Source organism: Malikia granosa (assembly GCF_002980595.1).
GTDB classification, from domain to species: domain Bacteria; phylum Pseudomonadota; class Gammaproteobacteria; order Burkholderiales; family Burkholderiaceae_C; genus Malikia; species Malikia granosa.
Map to the genome: position 1 here is coordinate 56,881 of NZ_PVLQ01000007.1, position 22,629 is coordinate 79,509.

17 protein-coding genes are annotated in these 22,629 nt (G+C 67.1%); 13 read left to right on the plus strand and 4 right to left on the minus strand.

Features of this window, described 5'->3' with window-relative positions; genetic code table 11:
* Positions 1-91 precede the first annotated feature (91 nt).
* The 4 genes from C6P64_RS00970 to mrdA are packed head-to-tail and all read left to right on the plus strand — an operon-like array spanning position 92 to position 4,534.
* The gene (locus tag C6P64_RS00970) at positions 92-1,138 is read left to right on the plus strand and encodes a rod shape-determining protein (RefSeq protein ID WP_105746723.1); all 1,047 of its coding nucleotides are present in this window, start codon (positions 92-94) and stop codon (positions 1,136-1,138) included.
* Positions 1,139-1,157: 19 nt separating this feature from the next.
* A complete protein-coding gene (gene mreC / locus C6P64_RS00975) occupies positions 1,158-2,045 on the plus strand; it encodes a rod shape-determining protein MreC (protein ID WP_105746724.1) in 888 nt (295 codons plus the stop codon).
* On the plus strand, positions 2,042-2,572 hold the full coding sequence (gene mreD, locus C6P64_RS00980; RefSeq protein ID WP_105746725.1) for a rod shape-determining protein MreD: 531 nt from the start codon (positions 2,042-2,044) through the stop codon (positions 2,570-2,572). The genes mreC and mreD overlap by 4 nt, the downstream gene beginning before the upstream one ends.
* Before the next feature lie 6 nt (positions 2,573-2,578).
* Positions 2,579-4,534, plus strand: coding sequence for a penicillin-binding protein 2 (gene mrdA, locus C6P64_RS00985; protein WP_105746726.1), 1,956 nt, complete (start codon positions 2,579-2,581; stop codon positions 4,532-4,534).
* Between the two features lie 67 nt (positions 4,535-4,601).
* On the opposite strand, the gene C6P64_RS00990 is transcribed toward mrdA, so the two are convergent.
* The 3 genes from C6P64_RS00990 to C6P64_RS01000 form a co-directional block, all read right to left on the minus strand.
* Positions 4,602-6,095 carry a bifunctional aminoglycoside phosphotransferase/ATP-binding protein gene (locus tag C6P64_RS00990; protein WP_105746727.1) on the minus strand — a complete coding sequence of 498 codons (1,494 nt, stop codon included), beginning with the start codon at positions 6,093-6,095 and terminating at the stop codon, positions 4,602-4,604.
* Positions 6,096-6,214: 119 nt separating this feature from the next.
* Positions 6,215-7,222, minus strand: a complete 1,008-nt coding sequence (locus C6P64_RS00995) for a porin (protein ID WP_170073014.1) — start codon at positions 7,220-7,222, stop codon at positions 6,215-6,217.
* Positions 7,223-7,529: 307 nt separating this feature from the next.
* A complete protein-coding gene (locus C6P64_RS01000; RefSeq protein WP_170073015.1) occupies positions 7,530-8,516 on the minus strand; it encodes a porin in 987 nt (328 codons plus the stop codon).
* A 439-nt stretch (positions 8,517-8,955) separates the two neighbouring features.
* Between C6P64_RS01000 and groES the strand changes: the two genes are divergently transcribed.
* Positions 8,956-9,246, plus strand: coding sequence for a co-chaperone GroES (groES, locus tag C6P64_RS01005; protein ID WP_105746730.1), 291 nt, complete (start codon positions 8,956-8,958; stop codon positions 9,244-9,246).
* A 134-nt stretch (positions 9,247-9,380) separates the two neighbouring features.
* Positions 9,381-11,027, plus strand: a complete 1,647-nt coding sequence (groL, locus tag C6P64_RS01010) for a chaperonin GroEL (protein WP_105746731.1) — start codon at positions 9,381-9,383, stop codon at positions 11,025-11,027.
* Positions 11,028-11,124: 97 nt separating this feature from the next.
* On the opposite strand, the gene C6P64_RS01015 is transcribed toward groL, so the two are convergent.
* A complete protein-coding gene (locus C6P64_RS01015) occupies positions 11,125-11,661 on the minus strand; it encodes a MarR family winged helix-turn-helix transcriptional regulator (protein ID WP_105746732.1) in 537 nt (178 codons plus the stop codon).
* Between the two features lie 100 nt (positions 11,662-11,761).
* On the opposite strand from C6P64_RS01015, the gene C6P64_RS01020 reads away from it, so the two are divergent.
* The 7 genes from C6P64_RS01020 to C6P64_RS01050 all read left to right on the plus strand — a co-directional run bounded on the left by C6P64_RS01020 (position 11,762) and on the right by C6P64_RS01050 (position 22,622).
* On the plus strand, positions 11,762-12,733 hold the full coding sequence (locus tag C6P64_RS01020; RefSeq protein ID WP_105746733.1) for a Bug family tripartite tricarboxylate transporter substrate binding protein: 972 nt from the start codon (positions 11,762-11,764) through the stop codon (positions 12,731-12,733).
* A gap of 28 nt (positions 12,734-12,761) precedes the next feature.
* The gene (locus C6P64_RS01025; protein WP_105746734.1) at positions 12,762-14,078 is read left to right on the plus strand and encodes a sulfatase family protein; all 1,317 of its coding nucleotides are present in this window, start codon (positions 12,762-12,764) and stop codon (positions 14,076-14,078) included.
* A gap of 25 nt (positions 14,079-14,103) precedes the next feature.
* Complete coding sequence (locus C6P64_RS01030; protein ID WP_105746735.1) at positions 14,104-15,795, plus strand: SulP family inorganic anion transporter; 1,692 nt, start codon at positions 14,104-14,106, stop codon at positions 15,793-15,795.
* 253 nt (positions 15,796-16,048) lie between these two features.
* A complete protein-coding gene (locus tag C6P64_RS01035) occupies positions 16,049-18,517 on the plus strand; it encodes an adenosylcobalamin-dependent ribonucleoside-diphosphate reductase (RefSeq protein ID WP_105746736.1) in 2,469 nt (822 codons plus the stop codon).
* Between the two features lie 89 nt (positions 18,518-18,606).
* Positions 18,607-19,095 carry a tripartite tricarboxylate transporter TctB family protein gene (locus C6P64_RS01040; protein ID WP_105746737.1) on the plus strand — a complete coding sequence of 163 codons (489 nt, stop codon included), beginning with the start codon at positions 18,607-18,609 and terminating at the stop codon, positions 19,093-19,095.
* A gap of 14 nt (positions 19,096-19,109) precedes the next feature.
* Positions 19,110-20,624 (plus strand): tripartite tricarboxylate transporter permease, encoded by a 1,515-nt coding sequence (locus tag C6P64_RS01045; RefSeq protein ID WP_105746738.1) that lies wholly within the window; start codon positions 19,110-19,112, stop codon positions 20,622-20,624.
* Complete coding sequence (locus tag C6P64_RS01050) at positions 20,625-22,622, plus strand: ATP-binding protein (protein ID WP_105746739.1); 1,998 nt, start codon at positions 20,625-20,627, stop codon at positions 22,620-22,622.
* The last annotated feature ends 7 nt before the right edge of the window (positions 22,623-22,629 follow it).

Here is a 22,629-nt window from a genome sequence, read left to right on the forward strand (position 1 = left end):
TGATATCGGCCAGCCCCCAGTCCAGCTACAACCCCCCATACCAGGCGCTGCCGCGCCACAGCCGCCGGCAGGCCTCACAGGATATCCAGACATGTTCGAAGTTTTCCGTCGGCATTTCTCCACCGACCTGGCGATCGACCTCGGCACCGCCAACACCCTGATCTACATGCGCGACAAGGGCATCGTGCTCGACGAGCCCTCGGTGGTCGCGATCCGCCACGAAGGCGGCCCGAGCGGCAAGAAGACGATCCAGGCCGTCGGCAAGGAAGCCAAGGCCATGCTCGGCAAGGTGCCGGGCAACATCGAGGCGATCCGTCCGATGAAGGACGGCGTGATCGCCGACTTCGTGGTCACCGAGCAGATGATCAAGCAGTTCATCAAGATGGTGCACCCGCGCAGCCTGCTGACGCCGAGCCCGCGCATCATCATCTGCGTGCCCTGCGGCTCGACCCAGGTCGAGCGCCGCGCGATCAAGGACGCGGCCGAGGCCGCCGGCGCCAGCGCGGTCTACCTGATCGAGGAACCGATGGCCGCCGCGATCGGCGCCGGCCTGCCGGTGTCGGAAGCCTCGGGCTCGATGGTGATCGACATCGGCGGCGGCACCACCGAGGTCGGCGTGATCAGCCTGGGCGGCATGGTCTACAAGGGCAGCGTGCGCGTCGGCGGCGACAAGTTCGACGACGCCATCATCAACTACATCCGCCGCAACTACGGCATGCTGATCGGCGAACAGACCGCCGAATCGATCAAGAAGCAGATCGGCTCGGCCTTTCCCGGCGCCGAGATCAAGGAGATCGAGGTCAAGGGCCGCAACCTGTCCGAAGGCGTGCCGCGCAGCTTCACGATCAGCAGCAACGAGGTGCTCGAGGCCCTGACCGACCCGCTGAACCAGATCGTCTCGGCGGTCAAGATCGCGCTCGAGCAGACCCCGCCCGAGCTGGGCGCCGACATCGCCGAGCGCGGCATGATGCTGACCGGCGGCGGCGCGCTGCTGAGCGACCTCGACCGCCTGCTGGCCGAGGAGACCGGCCTGCCGGTGCTGGTGGCCGAGGAGCCCTTGACCTGCGTGGTGCGCGGCTGCGGCATGGCGCTCGAGCGCATGGACCGCCTCGGCGGCAGCGTCCTCTCGAACGAATAAGCCCTGAGCGGCCCGGGTCATGCCCAAGGCGACCTTAGACCGCCGAGCACCGCCACTGTTCAGGCAGGGCCTCACGCCCCTGTCCAAGCTGCTGCTGTTGGGCGCGCTGTCGGTGCTGCTGATGGTGGTCGATACCCGCTTGCAGCTGGGTGCGCCGGTGCGCGCAGCCGTGGCGACCGCGCTGACACCGCTGCAATGGCTGGCACTGGCGCCGATCCGCGCGCTGCAGTCGGGCAGCGGCTACTTCGGCAGCCTGCAGGAAGCGCAGCAGGAAGCCCATGCCGCCAGGACCGAGCTGACGCGTCAGGTCCAGCGCGCAGCCCAGGTCGAGCACCTGGGCCAGGAGAACCGCGAGCTGCGCGCCCTGCTCGGCATGCGCGAGCGGTTGAAAGTGCAGGCGCATGGCGCCGAGGCCCTGTATGACAGCGCCGACCCCTACACCCGCAAGCTCGTGATCGACCGCGGCGAGGCCCAGGGCATCAAGCCCGGCTCGCCCGTGATGGACGGCTATGGCGTGCTGGGCCAGGTCACTCGGGTCTACCCGCTGGTGTCAGAAGTCACGCTGCTGACCGACCGCGACCAGGCGATTCCCGTGCTCAACACCCGCACCGGCCAGCGCAGCGTCGCCTATGGCCAGCCCCGGCTGGGACTGCTCGAACTGCGCTTCGTCGCGGCCAGCGCCGACCTCGAGGTCGGCGACCTGCTGACCACCAGCGGCGTCGACGGGATCTACCCGCCCGGCTTGCCGGTGGCACGCATCCACAGTGTCACGCACCAGGGCGAGGGCGGCTTTGCCCGCGTGCTCTGCCAGCCGATGGCGCGCACCGAGCACTCGCTGCAGCTGCTGGTGCTGGAGCCGCTGGCCGGCGGCAAGCCGCTGCGCAACACCGAAGGGAGCAAGCGATGATCATGCCGGCCGGCCAGCCCCTGCTGCTGCCCGTCAAGCCCTGGTTCATCTGGTTCAGCCTGCTGCTCGCGCTGCTGCTCGAGATGATGCTGGGCATGGGCCTGAGCGGCCGGGCCGCCTGGCCGCCCGACCTGCTGGCCGTCGCCCTGCTGTTCTGGGTCGTGCATGAGCCGCGCCGGCTCGGCATCGGCAGCTGCTTCGTCTTCGGCGTCGCACTGGACGTGCATCAGGGCGCGCTGCTGGGCCAGCATGCGCTGGCCTTCTCGGCACTCGCCTACCTGGGACTGCAGGTGCACCGGCGCCTGCTCTGGTTCGCGCTGCCGACCCAGGCCCTGCATGTACTGCCATTGCTGCTGGCCGCGCACGCGCTGCAATGGCTGGTGCGGCTGCTGACGGGATCGGGCTGGCCCGACTGGAGCGCGCTGCTGGCACCGCTGGTCGAGGCCGTGCTCTGGCTGCCGGCCAACTGGCTGCTGCTGGCGCCGCAGCGGCGCCCGCACGACCCCGACGACAGCCGTCCGCTCTGATCCGCCATGGAGTTGCGCAACCTCGAGCAGCAACTGTCCCAGTTCCGCTCCCGGGTCTGGGTGGCCGGCCTGTTCGCCACCTTCTGCTTCGGGCTGGTGCTCGCGCGCATGTTCTACCTGCAGGTGATCCGGCACGATGACCTGCTCGAGCAGGCCGAATCGAACCGGATCGCGGTGCTGCCGGTGGTCCCGCACCGCGGCCTGATCACGGACCGCAACGGCGTGGTGCTGGCCAACAACTACTCGGCCTACACGCTCGAGATCACGCCATCCAAGGCCGGCAAGCTCGACGAGGTGATCGAGGGGCTCAAGGAGCTGATCGAGATCACCCCGCGCGACCTGCGCCGCTTCAAGCGCCTGTCCGAGGAATCGCGCCGCTTCGACTCGATCCCGATCCGCACCCGCCTGAGCGACGAGGAGATCGCCCGCTTCGCGGCCCAGCGCTACCGCTTCCCGGGCGTCGAGATCCAGGCCCGGCTGTTCCGCCATTACCCGCTGGGCGAGACCGCCAGCCATGTGATCGGCTACATCGGCCGCATCAACGCGCGCGAGAAGGCGCAGATGGAGGACTGGACCGACGAGGAGATCGCCAACTACCGCGGCACCGAGTACATCGGCAAGCTCGGGGTCGAGCAGAGCTACGAGCAGGTGCTGCACGGCATCACCGGCTTCGAGCGGGTCGAGACCTCGGCCGGCGGCCACGCGGTGCGCAAGCTGGCCGACTCGCCCGCGACGCCCGGCAATACCGTCAAGCTCACGATCGACATCAAGCTGCAGAAGATGGTCGAGGACCTGTTCGGCGACCGGCGCGGCGCCCTGGTCGCGATCGACCCGCGCAATGGCGAGCTGCTGGCCTTCGTCAGCAAGCCAACCTTCGACCCCAACCTGTTCGTCGAGGGCATCGATGTCGACAACTGGAAGGCGCTCAACGAATCGATCGACAAGCCGCTGCTCAATCGCGCGCTGCGCGGCACCTACCCGCCCGGATCGACCTACAAGCCCTTCATGGCACTGGCCGCGCTCGAGCTCGGCAAGCGCAGGCCCGAGACCGTGATCAACGACCCGGGCTACTGGGAGTTCGGCGGCCACCGCTTCCGCAGCCATGGCGACGGCGGGCTCGGGGCGGTCAACATGCGCCGCAGCATCGTGATGTCGAGCAACGTCTACTACTACATCCTCGCCAACGACCTCGGCGTCGATGCGATCCACGACTTCATGCAGCCGTTCGGCTTCGGCCAGATCACCGGCATCGACCTGCGCGGCGAGGTCCGCGGCGTGCTGCCGAACCAGGAATGGAAGCGCAATACCTACAAGCGCCCCGAGCAACGCAAATGGTATGCGGGCGAAACCATCTCGCTCGGCATCGGACAGGGCTACAACAACTTCACCATGCTGCAGCTCGCGCACGCGACCGCGACGCTGGCCAACGGCGGCGTCAAGCACAAGCCCCATGTGATGCTGGCCACCCAGGATGTCGTGACCCGGGTCGAGACCCCGGCCGAGGTCGGCGCGGGCGTATCGCTCGGGGTCAAACCCGAACACGTGGCGGTCGTGCTCAGCGCGATGGAGGGCGTGACGACCGAAGGCACCGGCACCCGGGTCTTCGCCGGCGCGCCCTACCGCAGCGGCGGCAAGACCGGCACTGCGCAGGCCGTCACGATCGGCCAGAAGGACCGCTACAACGCCGCCAGGCTGGCCGAGCGCCAGCGCGACCACGCCCTCTATTCGGCCTTCGCGCCGGCCGACAAGCCGCAGGTCGCGCTGGCCGTGATCGTCGAGAACGCCGGCTTCGGCGCCGCCAGCGCGGCACCGATCGCGCGCCGGGTGTTCGACTACCTGCTGCTGGGCCGCTACCCGAGCGAAGAGGACATCCGCCTGACCCGGCTCGGCCAGTCATCGAGCCCGATCGGGCCGTTCCGGCCAGCGAGCGAAGTCGAGTGGCCACCGGCTGCGACACGCTGAAGACGGACCCTAGCCAGACCGCTGAGCCTGCAGCAGCCACCCACCTGCTGGCAGCCGCCAGCCAGGCTCAGGGCGTCCAGTCCGCCAGCAAGGCCGCTGCCGCTGTCCTCAGCTGCTCCAGGCTGCCATCGTTGAACAGCACGCGGTGCCCGGCGGCCCAGTCGGCCGGGACCGCCTCGACCGCCTCGCGCTGGCGCCGCAGCACCTCGATTCCGGCATCCGACGCATCGCTGCCAGCCGCCGCGCGCTCCAGCAGCCGACGCTCCGTCAGCGCCGGGTCGGCGCGGCATTCGACCAGCAGGCAGGGGACCTGGCGCCGCTGCGCCAGCTGGCGCAAGGCGGCACGTTCGGACTGGTGCAGCAAGGTGGCATCGACCACCACCGAATGGCCGGCGGCCAGCAAGCCATCGGCCAGCTCGAGCAGGCGCGCGTAAGTGGCCCGGGTCGCCTCGGCGCCGTAGAGATCCTGCCCCGGAGCGGGCCGGTCGGTCGCCGCCAGCCCGTGCAGCCGCTTGCGCTCGACATCGGAGCGCAGCCTGATGGCACCCGACTGCTCGGCCAGCATGGCCGCCAGCGTGGACTTGCCGGCGCCGCTCAGCCCCATGACGAGCAGCAGGCGTGGCAGCGACGGATCGGCCGCCAGCGCTTCGGCCAGCGGCCAGTAGCGCAGGAAGCCCGCGGGCTGGCCCGACAGCAGGGCCACCTTGGCCCGCACCAGCGCACGGTAGGCAGCAAAGGCACGCAGGCCAGTCAGGCCGTCGAAATCGCCGCTGCGCTCGACATAGCCATTGACCAGGCGCCAGGCCAGTTCGGGGCGCCCGCAGGCCAGCAGGTCCATGAAGGCGAAGGCGACGTCGTTGACCAGGTCGATGCAGCGCAGCGCGGGCTCGAACTCGATTGCATCGAAGGCGACCACCCCGTCGCGCCACAGCACCAGATTGCCCAGGTGCAGGTCGCCATGGCACTCGCGCAGGAAACCACCTTGCAGCCGGTACGCGCGCCAGCCGGCCTGGGCCGCGAGCAAGGTCAGCAGACGCTCGCGCAGGCGCAGTACCCGGGCCCGATCGACCTCGGGCGGGCGCCCGGGATGGGATTCGGCCTCGTCCAGGCTCTCGCAGGTCCAGGCGACGACCTCCTTGGCCGGCGCCTCGGCTGGCGCCAGCGCGGGCAGGTGGCGATGGAATTCCGCCACATGCGCGGCCAGCGCGTCGATGTGACAGGCCTCCAGCTGCCCGGATGCGGCCAGCTCGGACAGCAGCTGGCCTGCCGGAAAGCGCCTCATGCGCAGCACCCATTCGATCGGTTCGCCGGTACCGCCCAGCTTGGGCGCACTGGCGCTGCCCGTGACCGGCAGCAGGTCGAGGTAGAGCTCGGGGGCGGTGCGCCGATTCAGGCGCAGTTCCTCGGCCAGGAAATGCCGGCGCAAGGCCAGGGTCGAGAAATCCAGGAAGGGTAGCTTGACCGGCTTCTTGAGCTTGTAGGCGTAGTCGCCGGCAAGCCAGACGGTCGAGATATGGGTGTCGATCCGGACGGCACCGGGCAGGCAGAGGCTGAGGTCCATGCCCGGATTGTGCCGCCTGGACACACGGCATGCTCATGCCTGGATGGCAAAAAGCCTGGCCGCTTGCGCGGCCAGGCTTTGGCTTCTCTTCAGACCAGCTGGCTCACGCCAGCGGGAACTCAGAAGACGTGACGGACGCCAACGCCGTAGACGGTGTTTTCGATCTTGGTGTTCTTGGTTTCATAAGTCTTGTAGCCAGCGTAGGCGGTGGTGCGCTTGGACAGGGCGTAGGTAGCAGCCAAGTCGAAGCCGGCGCGCTTGGTCTCGACAGCGCCGATTTCGTTCTTGCCGTTGGCGTAGCCGAAGTAGACGGTGGTGGCGCCGAACGGAGCCGACACGCCGACTTGGTACTCGGTGTCATCGCCACGGGCAGCGGAACCACTGACCTTGTTGTAGCCAGCATTCAGCTTGACGACGCCGAAGTCGTAGGAACCGGCGATCAGGTTGTACTTGGTGGAGGAGGGAACCGTAACACTACGCTTCTGCTCTTCGGTCTGGTGTGCGTAACCGACCAGCAGCGGGCCGTTGGCATACTTGACATGCAGCGACACGGTATCAGTAGCGCCGTTGTTCAGGTTGTCAGCAGCGTTCTTGTTCTCGCCAAAGGCATAAGCCACGGAACCGCTGAAGCCGCTGTAGTTGGCGCTGTCGAAACGGACCGAGTTGTCAGTGCGCAGGTTGTAGTCGCCACCAACTTTCCACACGTCGCCGGTCACAGCCATGTTGGTATCACCGGTGTTGTTGGTCGCGCTGCGCAGCGTGTCGTAGGCGGTGTAGTTGCGGCCCAGTTCGACGCTACCGAAGTTGCCCGACAGGCCGACGGTGGCCTTGCGGTTGAACAGCTTGGTGGTGTCGGCTTGAGCGCCAGTGTCCATACTCATGCCGGATTCCAGCACGAAGTTGGCCTTCAGACCGTTGCCCAGGTCTTCGGTGCCCTTGAAGCCCCACAGGCTGTTGTTCAGGACGTTGGAGTCCAGCTTGGTTTGGGTCAGGCTCACACCCGCTGCATCGACAGCCTTGGCGCTGACGAGACCAGCATCGACGCGGCCGTACAGGGTCACGGAGGATTGGGCGGAAGCGGCACCGGCAGCGGCCAGCACGGCCAGGGCGATCAGATTCTTTTTCATGGGGTCTCTCCAAAAATTGTTTACTTCGGCCGCAGCATCCTGCCGCACCTGACTTCCAGCAAGAGAAGCTGAATGAATTAAAGCAGAGAGCCCCATACCCACCAAGGATCGAATCCGCGTTATGCCCGAAAAATGTTGCAAACATGCGACAAACTAGGGTTAACCATGGGTTTGATCAAGCCTCGGCCGACCCGCAAGCGGGCCTTGTCGCGACCCGGCCGGCGGTCGAGCCGAGCATAAAAAAAGCCAGCCGGCGAACCGACTGGCTTTTGACTTGCGATCGACAGCGGGTCAGCCCGCTGCAGGATCAGAAGTTGTGCTTGACGCCGACTGCGTAGACAGTCTTCTTGGCGGTGTCCACGCCAGCAGCGTTTTCGGTGGTAGCTTGGGTAGCGCCGACGTAGGCGGTGGTGCGCTTGGACAGCAGGTAGGCAGCAGCCAGACCGAAACCGTTGGTTTCGCTCAGCTTGGCGCCAGCGCCGTTTTCCTTCTTGGAGAAGGCGTAGCCAGCCGACAGGACCAGGTTCGAAGCGACCGGGTAGTCGACGCCGATTTCGTATTCGTTGGTTTCGTTGTTGTTGGCGAAATCAACCAGGCCGTAGGAAGCCTTCAGGGTGGCGACGCCGAGGTTGTACGAACCGTTCAGGCGGGTGGCCTTGTCTTCGCCAGCAGCGCCCAGATCCTTGACGGCGTAGCCGATGCCAGCAGCGAACGGGCCGTTGGCGTATTGGCCAGCCAGCGCGTAGTTGTTGGTGGCGTCAACGGTAGCGGTCTTGTTTTCGCCGAAGCTGTAGCTGACGGAACCCGAGAAGCCGCTGAACGAGGGCGACAGGTACTTGACGGTGTTGTTGTCGTTGGTAGCGAAAGCGCCAGACTCGAACACGTTGTTCATCGGGGTCAGGGCGCCGTCGAACACGGTGGCAGCAGCGCCGCTCACGTCGTCGAAAGCGTTGAACTGCTTACCGAGCTTGACGGTACCGAACTTGCCTTCCAGGCCGACGGTCGCTTCACGGCTGAAAGCCTGGCCAGCAGCGGCTTGAGCGCCGTTGTCGAGCTTGAAACCTTGCTCCAGAGTGAAGATGGCCTTCAGACCACCGCCCAGATCTTCCGAACCCTTCAGGCCGAAACGGCTGTCGTCAACGCCGCCATCTTCAAGAACGGTCTGAGCTTTCTGACCGAGGTTCTTGACGCTGCCGAACCAGACGTCAGCAGTACCGTACAGCTGCACGGAAGATTGAGCGGAAGCGGCACCAGCGGCGGCCAGCACGGCCAGAGCGATCAGAGACTTTTTCATATCGAATTCCTCTTGAGGTTGGGGTTGGACGCAACGAGATGCGCCTGGCAAACTTTCATCACAGGAAATGAAAATGCCAGACAATTTCACCAGATAACGGGCCGAAAATCCAGGTTTACCCTTAGTTTGAGGGCAAAACGTGTCATAAAAACGACACTTTCGCTCGCTAGGGTCCCAAGGGTCTTCCCTTAGTCGAGCTTTGCCCTCCTCCATTCCGCCTGGGTGCAAAGCCGGTGCTTGATCCCTGCCCCTGCAGGCCCTGGACAGGCCGCCAGCGTCCGCTGCGGCCCCGGAAGCCGGCCCGGTCGATCGGGCATAGACCCCAGGCTTGAAAAGCCGGCTTTCAGCCCTTATGATTAGCACTCGATGGCAACGAGTGCTAACAGCATCCGGGGCCAGCCCTGACAACCCCTGTGTCTTTGAATTCGGAGTGAATCCCATGAAACTGCGTCCCCTCGCCGATCGCGTGATCGTCAAGCGCCTGGAAAACGAAACCAAGACCGCATCGGGCATCTACATCCCCGACAACGCCGCCGAGAAGCCCGACCAGGGCGAAGTGCTGGCCGTCGGCCCGGGCAAGACCAACGACAAGGGCGAGACCAAGGCCCTGACCGTCAAGGTCGGCGACCGCGTCCTGTTCGGCAAGTACAGCGGCCAGACCGTCAAGATCGACGGCGACGAGCTGCTGGTCATGAAGGAAGACGACCTGTTCGCAGTCGTCGAGGCCTGAGGTTCATGGGGACTGCCCTGGCGCAAGCCAGCCCGGTCCCCATCTGACCATGGCGAGACAGACCCGGCGCCGCGCAGCGCGCAGGCTGGCTCTGCTCCCAACCGAATAATTTAAGTATCCAAGGAATCTGAAAAATGGCAGCAAAAGACGTTGTTTTCGGCGCTGACGCACGCGCTCGCATGGTCGAAGGCGTGAACATCCTGGCCAACGCGGTCAAGGTCACCCTGGGCCCCAAGGGCCGTAACGTGGTGCTCGAGCGCAGCTTCGGCGCCCCGACCGTGACCAAGGACGGCGTGTCCGTGGCCAAGGAAATCGAGCTCAAGGACAAGCTCATGAACATGGGCGCCCAGATGGTCAAGGAAGTCGCTTCCAAGACTTCTGACAACGCGGGCGACGGCACCACCACCGCCACCGTGCTGGCCCAGTCGATCGTGCGCGAAGGCATGAAGTATGTCGCCGCCGGCATGAACCCGATGGACCTCAAGCGCGGCATCGACAAGGCCGTCGAGGCGCTGATCGCCGAGCTGAAGAAGGCTTCCAAGGCCACCACCACCAGCAAGGAAATCGCCCAGGTCGGCTCGATCTCGGCCAACAGCGACTACAGCATCGGCGAGATCATCGCCAACGCGATGGACAAGGTCGGCAAGGAAGGCGTGATCACCGTCGAGGACGGCAAGTCGCTGCAGAACGAGCTCGACGTCGTCGAGGGCATGCAGTTCGACCGCGGCTACCTGTCGCCCTACTTCATCAACAACCCGGAAAAGCAGGCTGCCCTGCTGGACAACCCGTTTGTCCTGCTGTTCGACAAGAAGATCAGCAACATCCGTGACCTGCTGCCGACGCTGGAAGCCGTTGCCAAGGCTGGCCGTCCGCTGCTGATCATCGCCGAGGACGTCGAAGGTGAGGCGCTGGCGACCCTGGTGGTCAACACCATCCGTGGCATCCTGAAGGTCGTCGCCGTCAAGGCTCCGGGCTTCGGCGACCGCCGCAAGGCCATGCTGGAAGACATCGCCATCCTGACCGGCGGCAAGGTGATCGCCGAGGAAGTCGGCCTGACCCTCGAGAAGGTCACGCTGGCTGACCTGGGCCAGGCCAAGCGCATCGAAGTGGGCAAGGAAAACACCACCATCATCGACGGCGCCGGTGCCGAGGACGACATCCAGGCTCGCGTCAAGCAGATCCGCATCCAGATCGAGGAAGCCACCAGCGACTACGACCGCGAGAAGCTGCAGGAGCGCGTGGCCAAGCTGGCCGGCGGCGTGGCCGTGATCAAGGTCGGCGCTGCCACCGAAGTCGAGATGAAGGAAAAGAAGGCCCGCGTCGAGGACGCGCTGCACGCGACCCGCGCTGCCGTGGAAGAAGGCATCGTGGCCGGCGGTGGCGTGGCCCTGCTGCGCGCCCGCGCCAACATCGGCGCCCTCAAGGGTGACAACCACGATCAGGACGCCGGCATCAAGCTGGTCCTGAAGGCGATCGAAGCCCCGCTGCGCGAGATCGTCGCCAACGCCGGCGACGAGCCGAGCGTGGTCGTCAACAAGGTGCTGGAAGGTTCGGGCAACTACGGCTTCAACGCCGCCAACCACACCTATGGCGACATGATCGAGATGGGCATCCTGGACCCGACCAAGGTGACCCGCACCGCGCTGCTGAACGCCGCTTCGGTCGCTTCGCTGATGCTGACCACCGAGTGCATGGTCGCCGAGTCCCCGAAGGACGACGCTCCGGCCGGCGGCATGCCCGACATGGGCGGCATGGGTGGCATGGGTGGCATGGGCATGTAATGCCCGCCTGACGGCTGCAGCTGCAGCCGTCGCCAAGAACAACCCGCCTGGGACCTCCCCGGCGGGTTTTTTTGCGTCTGCCGTTGGCGGTTAGCAGTTAGCGGCTGTCGCCGGCGGTGAAGCGGCCACGGCCGCCCTTGTGGCGCTGGACCCGGGGCAGTTGCTCGTCGTTGTGCTGCACCACCAGGCTGGCATGGGCCTGCAATCTGTTCAGCAGGTCGTCGAGCTGCACCAGTTCAGCAGCGCTCAGCGGCGCGAGCAGCTCCCGGTTGATGCGTCGCGCCTCGGGCATCAGCTGCTCGTAGAGCGCCTGTCCGGCCGCGGTCAAGGCGAGTTCGGCCTGGCGCCGGTCCTGCGGCAGCGGACGGCGCTCGAGCAGGCCCTTGTCGACCAGGCCGCCGATGGCGCGCGAGGTGCGCGCCTTGTCGAGGCTGGCCAGGCTGGCGAGCTCGGTCGGCGACAGGCCGGGCCGCAGCGCCAGCTGCGCCAGCAGCCGCCATTCGCGCCGCGTGATGCCGAACTGGCCTTCGCACAGCCGCACCACCAGGCTTCCGCCGGTCGAGACCAGGCGCCCCAGGCGGTACAGCAACAGGTCGTTGACCGTCTCGAGCCCGGTCAGTCCGGTCGATGACATCAGGGTTTTTTCCTAGAACAGTTGATTTGAACAAGCAATTATCGCGCCATTACATTTTGGCCATCGGTTTGATCCAAGTCAAAACATCAGGAGACCCATCATGAAAAGCCCTGCCTTCCGCCTGCTGACCCTGTGCCTGTCGGCACTGTTCGCCTGTGCCCCCGCCATGGCCCAGGACAACTACCCGAGCAAGCCGGTCAAGTTCGTCAGCAACTTCCCGGCCGGTGGCCCGGCGGACTTGCTGGCGCGCTCGGTCGGACAGGTGCTGGCCGAGAAGTTCAAGCAGCCCTTCATCGTCGAGAACAAGCCGGGCGCTGGCGGCAACATCGGGGCCGACGCGGTGGCCAAGAGCCCGGCCGATGGCCATACCGTGCTGTTCGGCATCGACACCACCTTCACGGTCAACCCGCATATCTACGGCAAGGCGATGCCGTTCAAGAACAGCGAGCTCAAGCCGGTGGTGATCATGAGCTCGTCGGGCATGATGGTGGCGGTCAATCCGGCCACCGGCATCAAGAGCCTGAAGGACTTCATCGCGGTCGGCAAGGGCAAGGGCCTGAACCTGAGCTCGGCGGGCAGCGGCGCCCCCGGCCACCTGGCGGCCGAGCGCTTCACCGACGCGGTCCAGATCAAGATCAACCACATTCCCTACAAGGGCAACTCGCCGGCCGTCACGGCCGTGCTGTCGAACGAGGTCGATGGCGGCGTGCTGGCCACGCCAGGCCTGCTGCCCTTCGTGCGCAGCGGCAAGATCACGGGCCTGGCGGTGACCAGCGCCAAGCGCTCCCGGCTGGCGCCCGAGCTGCCGACGGTGGGCGAGCTCGGCCTGAAGGAGCTGGAGCAGGAAATCCTCTACCTGGCCCTGGTGCCGAGCGCTACCCCGGACGCCGTGGTGCAGAAGCTGCAGGCCGGCATCCTGGAAGCGCTCAAGCGCCCCGAGCTCGAGAGCCGGCTGCTCAACCTGGACATGGTCATGGAAGGCCAGACCGGCAGCGAGGCGGCCAAGCGCCTGGCCGAGATCTCGGACCGCTACGCCAAGCTGGTGCGCGCCACCGGCATGAAGGTGGAATGAGGCCAGCGACCCGCAGGAGATTCACAACATGAAAAAACCCAACTTCATCTTCATCGTTGCCGACGACCTCGGCTTTGCCGACCTGGGCTGCTATGGCGGCCGCGATGCCGGGTTCGGCAAGGTTTCGCCGGTGCTCGACCAGCTGGCGGCCAACGGGCTCAAGCTCACCCAGGGCTATTCGAACTCGCCGGTCTGCTCGCCGACCCGCTTTGCCATGATCACGGCGCGCTACCAGTACCGCCTGCGCGGCGGTGCCGACGAGCCAATCAACAGCCGCAGCAAGGGCAGCACCGTGCTGGGCCTGCCGCCCGAGGTGCCGACCCTGCCCTCGCTGCTCAAGGACAGCGGCTACCGCACCGCGCTGATCGGCAAGTGGCACCTGGGCTATCCGCCCGCCTTCGGTCCGCTCAAGTCGGGCTACGAGGAGTTCTTCGGCCCGATGTCGGGCGGGGTCGACTACTTCACCCATTGCAGCAGCAGCGGCACACACGACCTGTATTTCGGCGAGCAGGCGCACAGCGAGGAAGGCTACCTGACTGACCTGCTGTCGCAGCGCGCGGTCGACTATGTCGACCGGATGGCGCAGCAGGACGCGCCCTTCCTGCTGAGCCTGCACTACACGGCGCCGCACTGGCCCTGGGAGACGCGCGACGACGAGGCGCTGTCCCAGGAGGTCAAGGACAACCTGTTCCACCTGCATGGCGGCAACATCCACACCTACCGCCGCATGATCCATCACATGGACGAAGGCATAGGCTGGCTGATCGAGGCGCTGCGCCGCAATGGCCAGCTCGACAACACGCTGATCGTGTTCACGAGCGACAACGGCGGCGAGCGTTTCAGCGACAACTGGCCGCTGGTCGGCGGCAAGATGGACCTGACCGAGGGCGGCATCCGGGTGCCGTGGATCGCGCACTGGCCGGCGGTGATCGCGCCGGGCCGCGAAAGCAAGCAATCCTGCATGACGATGGACTGGTCGGCCACGATGCTGGACGCTGCCGGCGTGGCGGCGCATCCGGACTACCCGCTCGATGGCATTTCGCTGCTGCCGGTGCTGCAGGCCGAGCAGCAGGAGTTCGAGCGCCCGCTGTTCTGGCGCATGAACCACCGCGGCCAGCGCGCGCTGCGCGACGGCGACTGGAAGTACCTGCGCGTCGACGGCAACGACTACCTGTTCAATATTCCAGCCGACGAGCGCGAGCGCGCCAACCTGGGGCCGCGCGAGCCCGAGCGTCTGGCCGCGATGCGCGCGAGCTGGGAAGCCTGGAACGATTCGGTGCCGCCGATCCCGCTCGATGCGACCATCAGCCTGGGTTATTCCTACCGGGACATGCCGCAACGCTGACGGCCTGGCCTTACGATCGGCATCCATGACTCGACTGCACCGCCTGTTTCCCTTCCTGTCCTGGCCCAGGCCCGATGCGGCCTTGCTGCGTGGCGAGGCCATGGCGGGGCTGGCCGTCGGGCTGATGGTGATTCCGCAGGGCGTGGCCTATGCGGCGCTGGCCGGCATGCCTCTGGTCACCGGCATCTATGCCTCGATGCTGCCGGCGCTGCTCGCGGTGCTGTTCAGCAGTTCGGTGCGGCTGTCGGTCGGTCCCACCGCGTTGAGCTGCCTGCTGGTCAGCGCCTCGCTCAGCGGCCTGGCCGAGCCCGGCAGCGCGCGCTGGGTCGAGCTGGCGGTCTGGCTGGCCATCCTGACGGGGCTGCTGCAGGTCGCGCTCGGCTTCATGCGCTTTGGCTGGCTGCTCAATCTGGTCAATGCCCCGGTGCTGATGGCCTTCACGCAGGCGGCGGCGCTGCTGATCATCGGCTCGCAGCTGCCCGACCTGCTCGGCATCAGCCAGGGCTGGAGCGCCTGGCTGCAGGCGCCCGCCGTGCACTGGCCCTCGCTGGCCTTCGGCCTGGTCAGCCTGGCGCTGCTGCAGCTGTCCAGGCGCTGGAAGCCGGCCGTGCCCTCGGTGCTGCTGATCGTGCTGGCCAGCGCCGCCCTGTCCTGGGCGCTGGACTTCGAGGCGGGCGGCGGCCGGGTGGTGGGCGCGCTGCCCCAGGGCCTGCCGGCACTCTACCTGCCGGCGCTGCCCGAGCTGTCGACCCTGAACCAGCTGCTGCTGCCGACGCTGATCATCACGCTGGTGAGCTTTCTCGAGACCGCCTCGAGCGCCAAGGTCGACAACGAGCGCCAGGGCAAGCGCTGGAACCAGAACCAGGACCTGATCGGCCAGGGGCTGGGCAAGCTGGCTGCGGGACTCAGCGGTGCCTTCCCGACCAGTTCCTCCTTCTCGCGCTCGGCGCTCAACCTGTATGCCGGCGCGCGCACCGGCTGGGCGACGGTGTTCTCGGTCGTGGTCGTGTTCGGCGCGCTGCTGGTCTTCACGCCGGTGCTGCGCCATGTGCCGCAGGCGGTGCTGGCAGCCATCGTGCTGGTCGCCGTGCTGGGACTGGTCAAGCCGCGCGAGTTCACGCGCCTGTGGCAGATCTCGCGGGTCGAGGCGGGCATCGCGGGCGTGACTTTCGCGATCACCCTGCTGGCAGCGCCGCAACTGTACTGGGGGGTGCTGGCCGGCGTGCTGATGGCCTTGAGCCGCTTCGTGTTCCAGCGCCTGCACCCGCGCATCATCGAGATCGGCCTGCATCAGGACGGCAGCCTGCGCGACCGCCACCTGTGGAAGCTGCCGCCACTGGCCGCCAATACCTATGCGCTGCGCATGGACGCAGCGCTCGACTTCGCGTCCGCCGCCGACTTCGAGCGCGCCATCGTCGAACACCTGGCCCGGCACCCGGAGACCGAGCAGGTCTGCCTGTTCGCCCAACCGATCAACCGCATCGATGCCACCGGGGTCGACCTGTTCGCCAAGCTGGTGCGCCAGCTGCAGGCGCGCCAGATCATGCTGCACATCAGCGGCATCAAGCTGCCGGTCGAGCGGGTGCTGCGGCGCGCCGGCTGCCTGCAGGACTCGCCCCACCTGGGGCTGCACCGGACCGATGCCGAAGCGCTGGCGGCGCTGCGGCGGCAAGGCGGACCGGCGGACATGCCCTGCGAGCCCTGGCCAGTGATCTGAAACCGCCGGCCAGCGGGACAAAAGCCGCGCGGCACCCCTACCACAAACACTAGATCTAGTGGCAAGAATAATTTATGCCACTAGATCTAGTGCCGATTGAGGTTCGCCGCTAGAATTCGACCGCTGCCCGGATCACCGGGCTGCAAGTTTTTCCGGGCTCGGGCAGCCCGAGCGGCGCCCATGCCGGCGCCCCCACTGCCCCGCCCTGCGGCACCGGTCCACCCGGCTGCCCCCACCAGACCCAAGGATCAAGATGAAACTCGACGACCTGCATCTGTCGGCCCAAGCAATGGCCCCGCAACCGATCAGCCTGGACGTGCTGCGCGAGAAATACCTCAAGGGCGACGAGTCCAGCATCGAGGACCTGTACGCCCGCGTCGCGCGCGCGCTGGCCTCGGTCGAGCAGCCCGAACTGCGCGAAGAATACGAGGCGCGCTTCCTGCAGAACCTGCATGCCGGCGCGATCGGCGCCGGCCGCATCATGAGCGCCGCCGGCACCGACATCCAGGCCACGCTGATCAACTGCTTCGTGCAGCCGGTCGGCGACTGCATCCAGGGCGTCGACGACGAGGGCTTCCCCGGCATCTACGAAGCGCTGCGCGAGGCCGCCGAGACGATGCGCCGCGGCGGTGGCGTCGGCTACGACTTCTCGCGCATCCGCCCCAAGGGCGCGCGCGTCAAGGGCACGGCCTCGATGGCGTCGGGCCCCTGCAGCTACATCAACGTGTTCGACCAGTCCTGCTCGACCGTCGAGAGCGCCGGCGCGCGTCGCGGCGCCCAGATGGGCGTGCTGCGCATCGACCATCCGGACGTGCGCGAGTTCATCACCGCCAAGCGCACCCCGGGCCGCTGGAACAACTTCAACGTCTCGGTCGGCGTGTCGGACGCCTTCATGCAGGCGGTTGTCAATGACGCCCAGTGGGAGCTGGTGCACCGCGCCATGCCGGGCGAGACCCTGCTGGCTGCCGGCGCTCGCCAGCGCGCCGACGGCCTCTGGGTCTACCAGACCCTGCCGGCGCGCGAGCTCTGGGACACGGTGATGAAGTCGGCCTACGACTTCGCCGAGCCGGGCATCCTGTTCCTGGACAACATCAACACCGACAACAACCTGAGCTACTGCGAGACCATCGCGGCGACCAACCCCTGTGGCGAGCAACCGCTGCCTTCCTATGGCTGCTGCGACCTGGGCCCGATCATCCTGCCGCGCTTCGTGCGCAACGCCTTCGGCCGCGACGGCGAGGCCAGCTTCGACTTCGCCGCCTTCGAGCAGGTGGTCGCACTGCAGGTGCGCGCGCTCGACAACGTGCTCGACCTGACCTGGTGGCCGCTGCCGCAGCAGAACGAGGAATCCAAGTCCAAGCGCCGCATCGGCGTCGGCTTCACCGGCATGGGCAACACGCTGACGCTGCTGAACCTGCGCTACGACAGCGAGGCCGGCCGTCAGATGGCCGCCCGCATCGCCGAAGCGATGCGTGACGCCGCCTACCGCGCTTCGGTCGAGCTGGCGCAGGAGAAAGGTGCCTTCCCGCTGTTCGATGCCGACGGCTACCTCAAGCCGGGCACCTTCGCGAGCCGCCTGCCGGCCGACCTGCAGCAGGCGATCCGCCAGCATGGCATCCGCAACAGCCACCTGCTGTCGATCGCGCCGACCGGCACCGTGAGCCTGGCCTTCGCCGACAACGCCTCCAACGGCATCGAGCCGGCCTTCTCCTGGACCTACACGCGCAAGAAGCGCGAGGCCGATGGCAGCCGCAGCGAATACCAGGTGCAGGACCATGCCTGGCGCGTCTGGCAGGAGCTCGGCGGTGACCCGAACCAGCTGCCGGACAGCTTCGTCAACGCGCTCGAGATGAAGGCGGCCGACCACATCGGCATGATGCAGGCGGTCCAGCCCTTCGTCGACACCGCGATCTCCAAGACCGTCAACGTGCCGGCCGACTACCCCTACGAGGACTTCAAGGACCTGTACCTGCAGGCCTGGAACGCACGCCTCAAGGGCCTGGCGACCTACCGCCCGAACAGCATCCTGGGCTCGGTGCTCGAGGTCACCCCGGCACCGGCAGCAGCCCCGGCGCCCGCCGCCGCCCCGGCTCCGGTCGCAGCCGCGCCGGCCGCCCCGATCGATCCGATGCGCACCGTGATCGAGAGCCGTCCCAAGGGCGCGCTGTCGGCCGTGGCAGAGAAGCTCGAGTACTGGACCCAGGAAGGCCAGCAGACGCTGTACCTGATCGTGTCCTTCCTGCCGGTGGCCGACGGCAACGGCAAGACGGTGGACCGCGCGGTCGAGTTCTTCATGCCTGTCGGCCAGAGCAACGAGTCGCAGCAGTGGATCACCTCGAGCATGCGCCTGCTGTCGCTGGCCGCGCGCGGCGGCTTCCTCGAGCGCGCACTCAGCGACATGCGCAAGGTGGCCTGGGACCGCGGTCCGGTGCGCCTGGGCACGCACGAGCGCGAGGACGGGGTCCGCATCCCGATGTGGCACGACTCGGAAGTGGCGGCGATCGCGTTCGCGATCCAGAACATCCTGGCGCTGCGCGCGAAGCAGAACGAGCAGTCGGAACAGCTCAGCCTGCCGCTGGCCGAGCAGGACAGCTCGCCCGCTTCGGAGGCCCCCCCCGTGATGGCAGGCAAGAAATGCCCCGAGTGCGGCGCCCATGCCGTGATCAAGAAGGACGGCTGCGAGTACTGCACCCAGTGCGGCCACCTGGGCAGCTGCGGCTGAAGCCGCAAGACCTAAGTAACTTCCACAATTCTCCTGTCATGCGGCTGGTGGACAATGCGTTCACCATAAAAATCATGACAGGAGTACACATGGCGATAAAAAGCCAAAAAGATCTGCTGGCGGGACTGATGTTCACGCTCACGGGTGCCGCCTTCACGCTGGGCGCCCGCGAGTACGACATGGGCACTGCCGGCAGAATGGGACCGGGCTACTTCCCGCTCGTGCTCGGCATCATCCTCGCAGGACTCGGCATCCTGATCACCCTGCAATCCTTCGGCGGCAAGCCGAAGCCGGACGGAGAAATCGGGCATTTCGCCTGGCGCCCGCTGATCTTCATCATCGGCGCCAACCTGATCTTCGGCCTGCTGCTCGGTGGCCTGCCCTCCGTCGGCATCCCGGCCATGGGCCTGATCGTCGCGATCATCGGCCTGACCTTCGTGTCCATGCTGGCCAGCGCTGACTTCTGCGTCAAGCGCGCCACCATCCTGTCGGCCATCCTGGCCGTCGGCAGCTATTTCATCTTCGTCAAGATGCTCGGACTGACCTTCCAGGTCTGGCCCTGGTTCGTCGGCGCCTGAAAGGAAAGCACACCATGACGGATCTGATTGATCACCTCTCGCTCGGGTTCAGCGTCGCCTTCACGATGCAGAACCTGCTCTACGCGCTGATCGGCTGCCTGCTCGGCACCCTGATCGGCGTGCTGCCCGGCCTCGGTCCCGTGACCACGATCGCGATGCTGCTGCCGGCGACCTATGCGCTGCCGCCGATCGCCGCGCTGATCATGCTGGCCGGCATCTACTACGGCGCCCAGTACGGCGGCTCGACCACCGCGATCCTGGTCAACCTGCCAGGTGAAGCATCCTCGGTCGTGACCGCGCTCGACGGCTATGCGATGGCCAAGAAGGGCCGCGCCGGACCGGCGCTGGCCGCTGCCGGCATCGGCAGCTTCTTCGCCGGCTCGGTCGGCACCCTGGTGCTGGCCGCCTTCGCGGTGCCGCTGACCGAGGTTGCCTTCATGTTCGGCCCGGCCGAGTATTTCTCGCTGATGGTGCTGGGCCTGATCGGCGCCGTCGTGCTGGCCTCGGGCTCGCTGCTCAAGGCGATCGCGATGATCATCCTCGGCCTGCTGTTCGGCATGGTCGGCACCGACGTCAACTCGGGCGTGGCACGCTTTTCCTTCGACATCCCCGAGCTGACCGACGGCCTGGGCTTCATCGTGATCGCGATGGGGGTGTTCGGCTACGGCGAGATCATCCAGAACCTGGCCCAGCCCGAGGAGGAGCGCGCGCTCAACACCAAGAAGGTCAGCGGCCTGATGCCGACGGCCGCCGACTTCAAGGCCATGATGCCCGCCATCCTGCGCGGTACCGCGCTGGGCTCGGCGCTCGGCATCCTGCCTGGCGGCGGCGCCCTGCTGTCGTCCTTCGCGGCCTACACGCTCGAGAAGAAGACCAAGCTGCGTCCGGGCGAAGTGCCGTTCGGCCAGGGCAACATCCGCGGCGTCGCCTCCCCCGAAGCGGCCAACAACGCCGGCTCGCAGACCTCCTTCATCCCGCTGCTGACGCTGGGCATCCCGCCCAACGCCGTGATGGCGCTGATGGTCGGCGCGATGACCATCCACAACATCCAGCCGGGCCCGCAGGTCATGACCAGCAACCCGGAGCTGTTCTGGGGCCTGATCGCCTCGATGTGGATCGGCAACCTGATGCTGGTGATCCTGAACCTGCCGCTGGTCGGCGTCTGGATCAAGCTGCTGTCGGTGCCCTACCGCTGGATGTTCCCGGCCATCGTGCTGTTCTGCGCGGTCGGCGTCTACTCGACCAACAACAACACCTTCGACATCTGGACCACCGGCATGTTCGGCGTGGTGGGCTACCTGTTCGTCAAGTTCGGCTGCGAGCCCGCGCCGCTGCTGCTGGGTCTGATCCTGGGCCCGATGATGGAGGAAAACCTGCGCCGCGCCATGCTGCTGTCGCGCGGCGACTGGGGCGTGTTCGTGACGCGTCCGCTGTCGGCCTCGCTGCTGGCCGTCGCCGCGCTGCTGCTGCTGATCGTGCTCTCGCCTTCGGTCAAGAAGAAGCGCGAAGAAGCCTTCGTGGAGGACTGATTGAACCTGTCGCTCGGGGCCGGCCGCTGGTGGCTGTGGTCGGCCCTGTGCGTCCTGCTGCTGCTGCTGCTGGGCGCACTGGTCTTCCTGGCCCGGGCCTACGAGGAAAGCCGGCTGTCACGCGAGCTCGAGCAGGTCGCCACCGACATGGTGACCGAGATCCGCTCGGACCTGGACCGCAATGTGCAGGCCCTGCAGCGACTGCAGGCGCCAGGGCCGGACGATACGGCCTGGCAGCGCGGAGCCACCGCGTTGCTGCTGAGCAACCGCGAGATCCTGCGCATCGAGTGGCGCAGCACCGACCTGCAGATCCGGCTGGCCCAGGCCAGCCCCTTCCAGCCCTTCCTGTTCGACCAGCTGCCGCGCTCGCAGGTCCAGCCCGATGTCAAGCAGGCCTGCGCCAACGCGCTGCGCTTCGCCGGTGCGGCCTACTCGACCAGCTACTTCATGCCGCTGCAGGAAGGCCGGGGCCAGGAACTGCTCGAGATGTGCCTGCCCTTGCCCGAGGACGGCGGCTTCCTGGTCCTGACCTATGGCCTGAGCGATCTGCTGGGCGAGCTGCACAAGCGCGAGGCCTACCGCTCGTTCAGCGTGGCGCTGACCGAATCCGATGGGACCCGGCTGGCCATCGCCGGCCATTCGGCGCGCGACCGCACCACGATGGCGGCGGTGCACCTGCTCGAGCTGCCGGGCAGCGCCTATACCCTGCGGGTCGATCAGGCGCGCGAGCTCAAGGGCCTCAGGCCCAAGGCGCTGAGCTCGACGCTGACCCTGCTGGCCGTGGCGCTGGTCGGGGTGCTCGCGCTGCTGAGCTATGACGTGCGCAAGCGGCTGCAGACCGAAGCCCGGCTGGGCGAGGCACTGGCCTTCCGCAAGGCGATGGAGGACTCGCTGCTGACCGGACTGCGCGCGCGCGACATGAAGGGGCGCATCACCTATGTCAACCCGGCCTTCTGCCAGCTGGTCGGGTTGCCGCCGGAGGCGCTGATCGGCACCAGCAACCCGGCTCCCTACTGGCCAGCGGACCGGGTCGACGAATACCTGCAGCGCCAGACCAGCCGGCAGGCCGGCCAGCAGCCGCTGCGCCAGGGCTTCGAGTCGGAATACCTGCGCTCCGACGGCACCCGGCTGCCGGTGCTGATCGTCGAGGCCCCGCTGATCAACGGCATCGGCAAGCAGACCGGCTGGATGAGCGCGGTGCTGGACCTGAGCGCGCAGCGCAAGATCGAGGAGCAGTCGCGCGCCTCGCAGGAGCGCCTGGCCGCGACCGCCCGGCTGGCGATGGCGGGCGAGATGGCCTCGCTGATCAGCCACGAGCTCAACCAGCCGCTGGCGGCGATCTCGAGCTATGCCAACGGATCGCTCAACCTGCTGCAGGACCCGGAACAGGACTGCGCTGACCTGCGCCCGGACCTCGAGGAGGCCATGCGGCGCATCGCCAACCAGGCCGGCCGCGCCGGCAAGGTCATCAAGAGCGTCAGCGACCTGGTACGCCGGCGCGAACGCGAGCGCAGCGCCGTGCCACCGCAACAGCTGTTCGACGGCATCGCACCGCTGGTGCAGCTGCAGGCGCGCAAGGTCGGCATCGAGGTGCAATGGGAAATCGCCCCCGACTGCCCGGCGGTCTGGTGCGACTCGACCATGGTCGAGCAGGTGCTGCTGAACCTGGCGCGCAACGGCCTGCAGGCCATGCCAGCCGGCGACCCGACGCCCGCCTCGGGCCTGCGCATCCTGCAGCTGCGGGCCGAGCCGGCCTTGGCGCAGCCGGGCAGCGGACGCCAATGGGTCTCGTTCAGCGTGACCGACCATGGCTGCGGCCTGTCGGACGAGGTGGCGCAGCGCCTGTTCACCCCCTTCTTCACGACCAAGCGCGAGGGCATGGGCCTCGGGCTGAGCCTGTGCCGCACCGTGGTCGAGCAGCACGGCGGCACGCTGGACCACTCGAGCCACCCGCCGCGCGGCACCCGGTTCAGCTTCACTCTGCCAGCCGCCCTATGATGCGGGG

Coding starts and splice junctions, on each gene's coding strand:
- C6P64_RS00970 (WP_105746723.1), top strand. CDS start 92: ATGTTCGAAGTTTTCCGTCGGCATTTCTCCACCGACCTGGCGATCGAC.
- mreC (WP_105746724.1), top strand. CDS start 1,158: ATGCCCAAGGCGACCTTAGACCGCCGAGCACCGCCACTGTTCAGGCAG.
- mreD (WP_105746725.1), top strand. CDS start 2,042: ATGATCATGCCGGCCGGCCAGCCCCTGCTGCTGCCCGTCAAGCCCTGG.
- mrdA (WP_105746726.1), top strand. CDS start 2,579: ATGGAGTTGCGCAACCTCGAGCAGCAACTGTCCCAGTTCCGCTCCCGG.
- C6P64_RS00990 (WP_105746727.1), bottom strand. CDS start 6,095: ATGGACCTCAGCCTCTGCCTGCCCGGTGCCGTCCGGATCGACACCCAT.
- C6P64_RS00995 (WP_170073014.1), bottom strand. CDS start 7,222: ATGAAAAAGAATCTGATCGCCCTGGCCGTGCTGGCCGCTGCCGGTGCC.
- C6P64_RS01000 (WP_170073015.1), bottom strand. CDS start 8,516: ATGAAAAAGTCTCTGATCGCTCTGGCCGTGCTGGCCGCCGCTGGTGCC.
- groES (WP_105746730.1), top strand. CDS start 8,956: ATGAAACTGCGTCCCCTCGCCGATCGCGTGATCGTCAAGCGCCTGGAA.
- groL (WP_105746731.1), top strand. CDS start 9,381: ATGGCAGCAAAAGACGTTGTTTTCGGCGCTGACGCACGCGCTCGCATG.
- C6P64_RS01015 (WP_105746732.1), bottom strand. CDS start 11,661: ATGTCATCGACCGGACTGACCGGGCTCGAGACGGTCAACGACCTGTTG.
- C6P64_RS01020 (WP_105746733.1), top strand. CDS start 11,762: ATGAAAAGCCCTGCCTTCCGCCTGCTGACCCTGTGCCTGTCGGCACTG.
- C6P64_RS01025 (WP_105746734.1), top strand. CDS start 12,762: ATGAAAAAACCCAACTTCATCTTCATCGTTGCCGACGACCTCGGCTTT.
- C6P64_RS01030 (WP_105746735.1), top strand. CDS start 14,104: ATGACTCGACTGCACCGCCTGTTTCCCTTCCTGTCCTGGCCCAGGCCC.
- C6P64_RS01035 (WP_105746736.1), top strand. CDS start 16,049: ATGAAACTCGACGACCTGCATCTGTCGGCCCAAGCAATGGCCCCGCAA.
- C6P64_RS01040 (WP_105746737.1), top strand. CDS start 18,607: ATGGCGATAAAAAGCCAAAAAGATCTGCTGGCGGGACTGATGTTCACG.
- C6P64_RS01045 (WP_105746738.1), top strand. CDS start 19,110: ATGACGGATCTGATTGATCACCTCTCGCTCGGGTTCAGCGTCGCCTTC.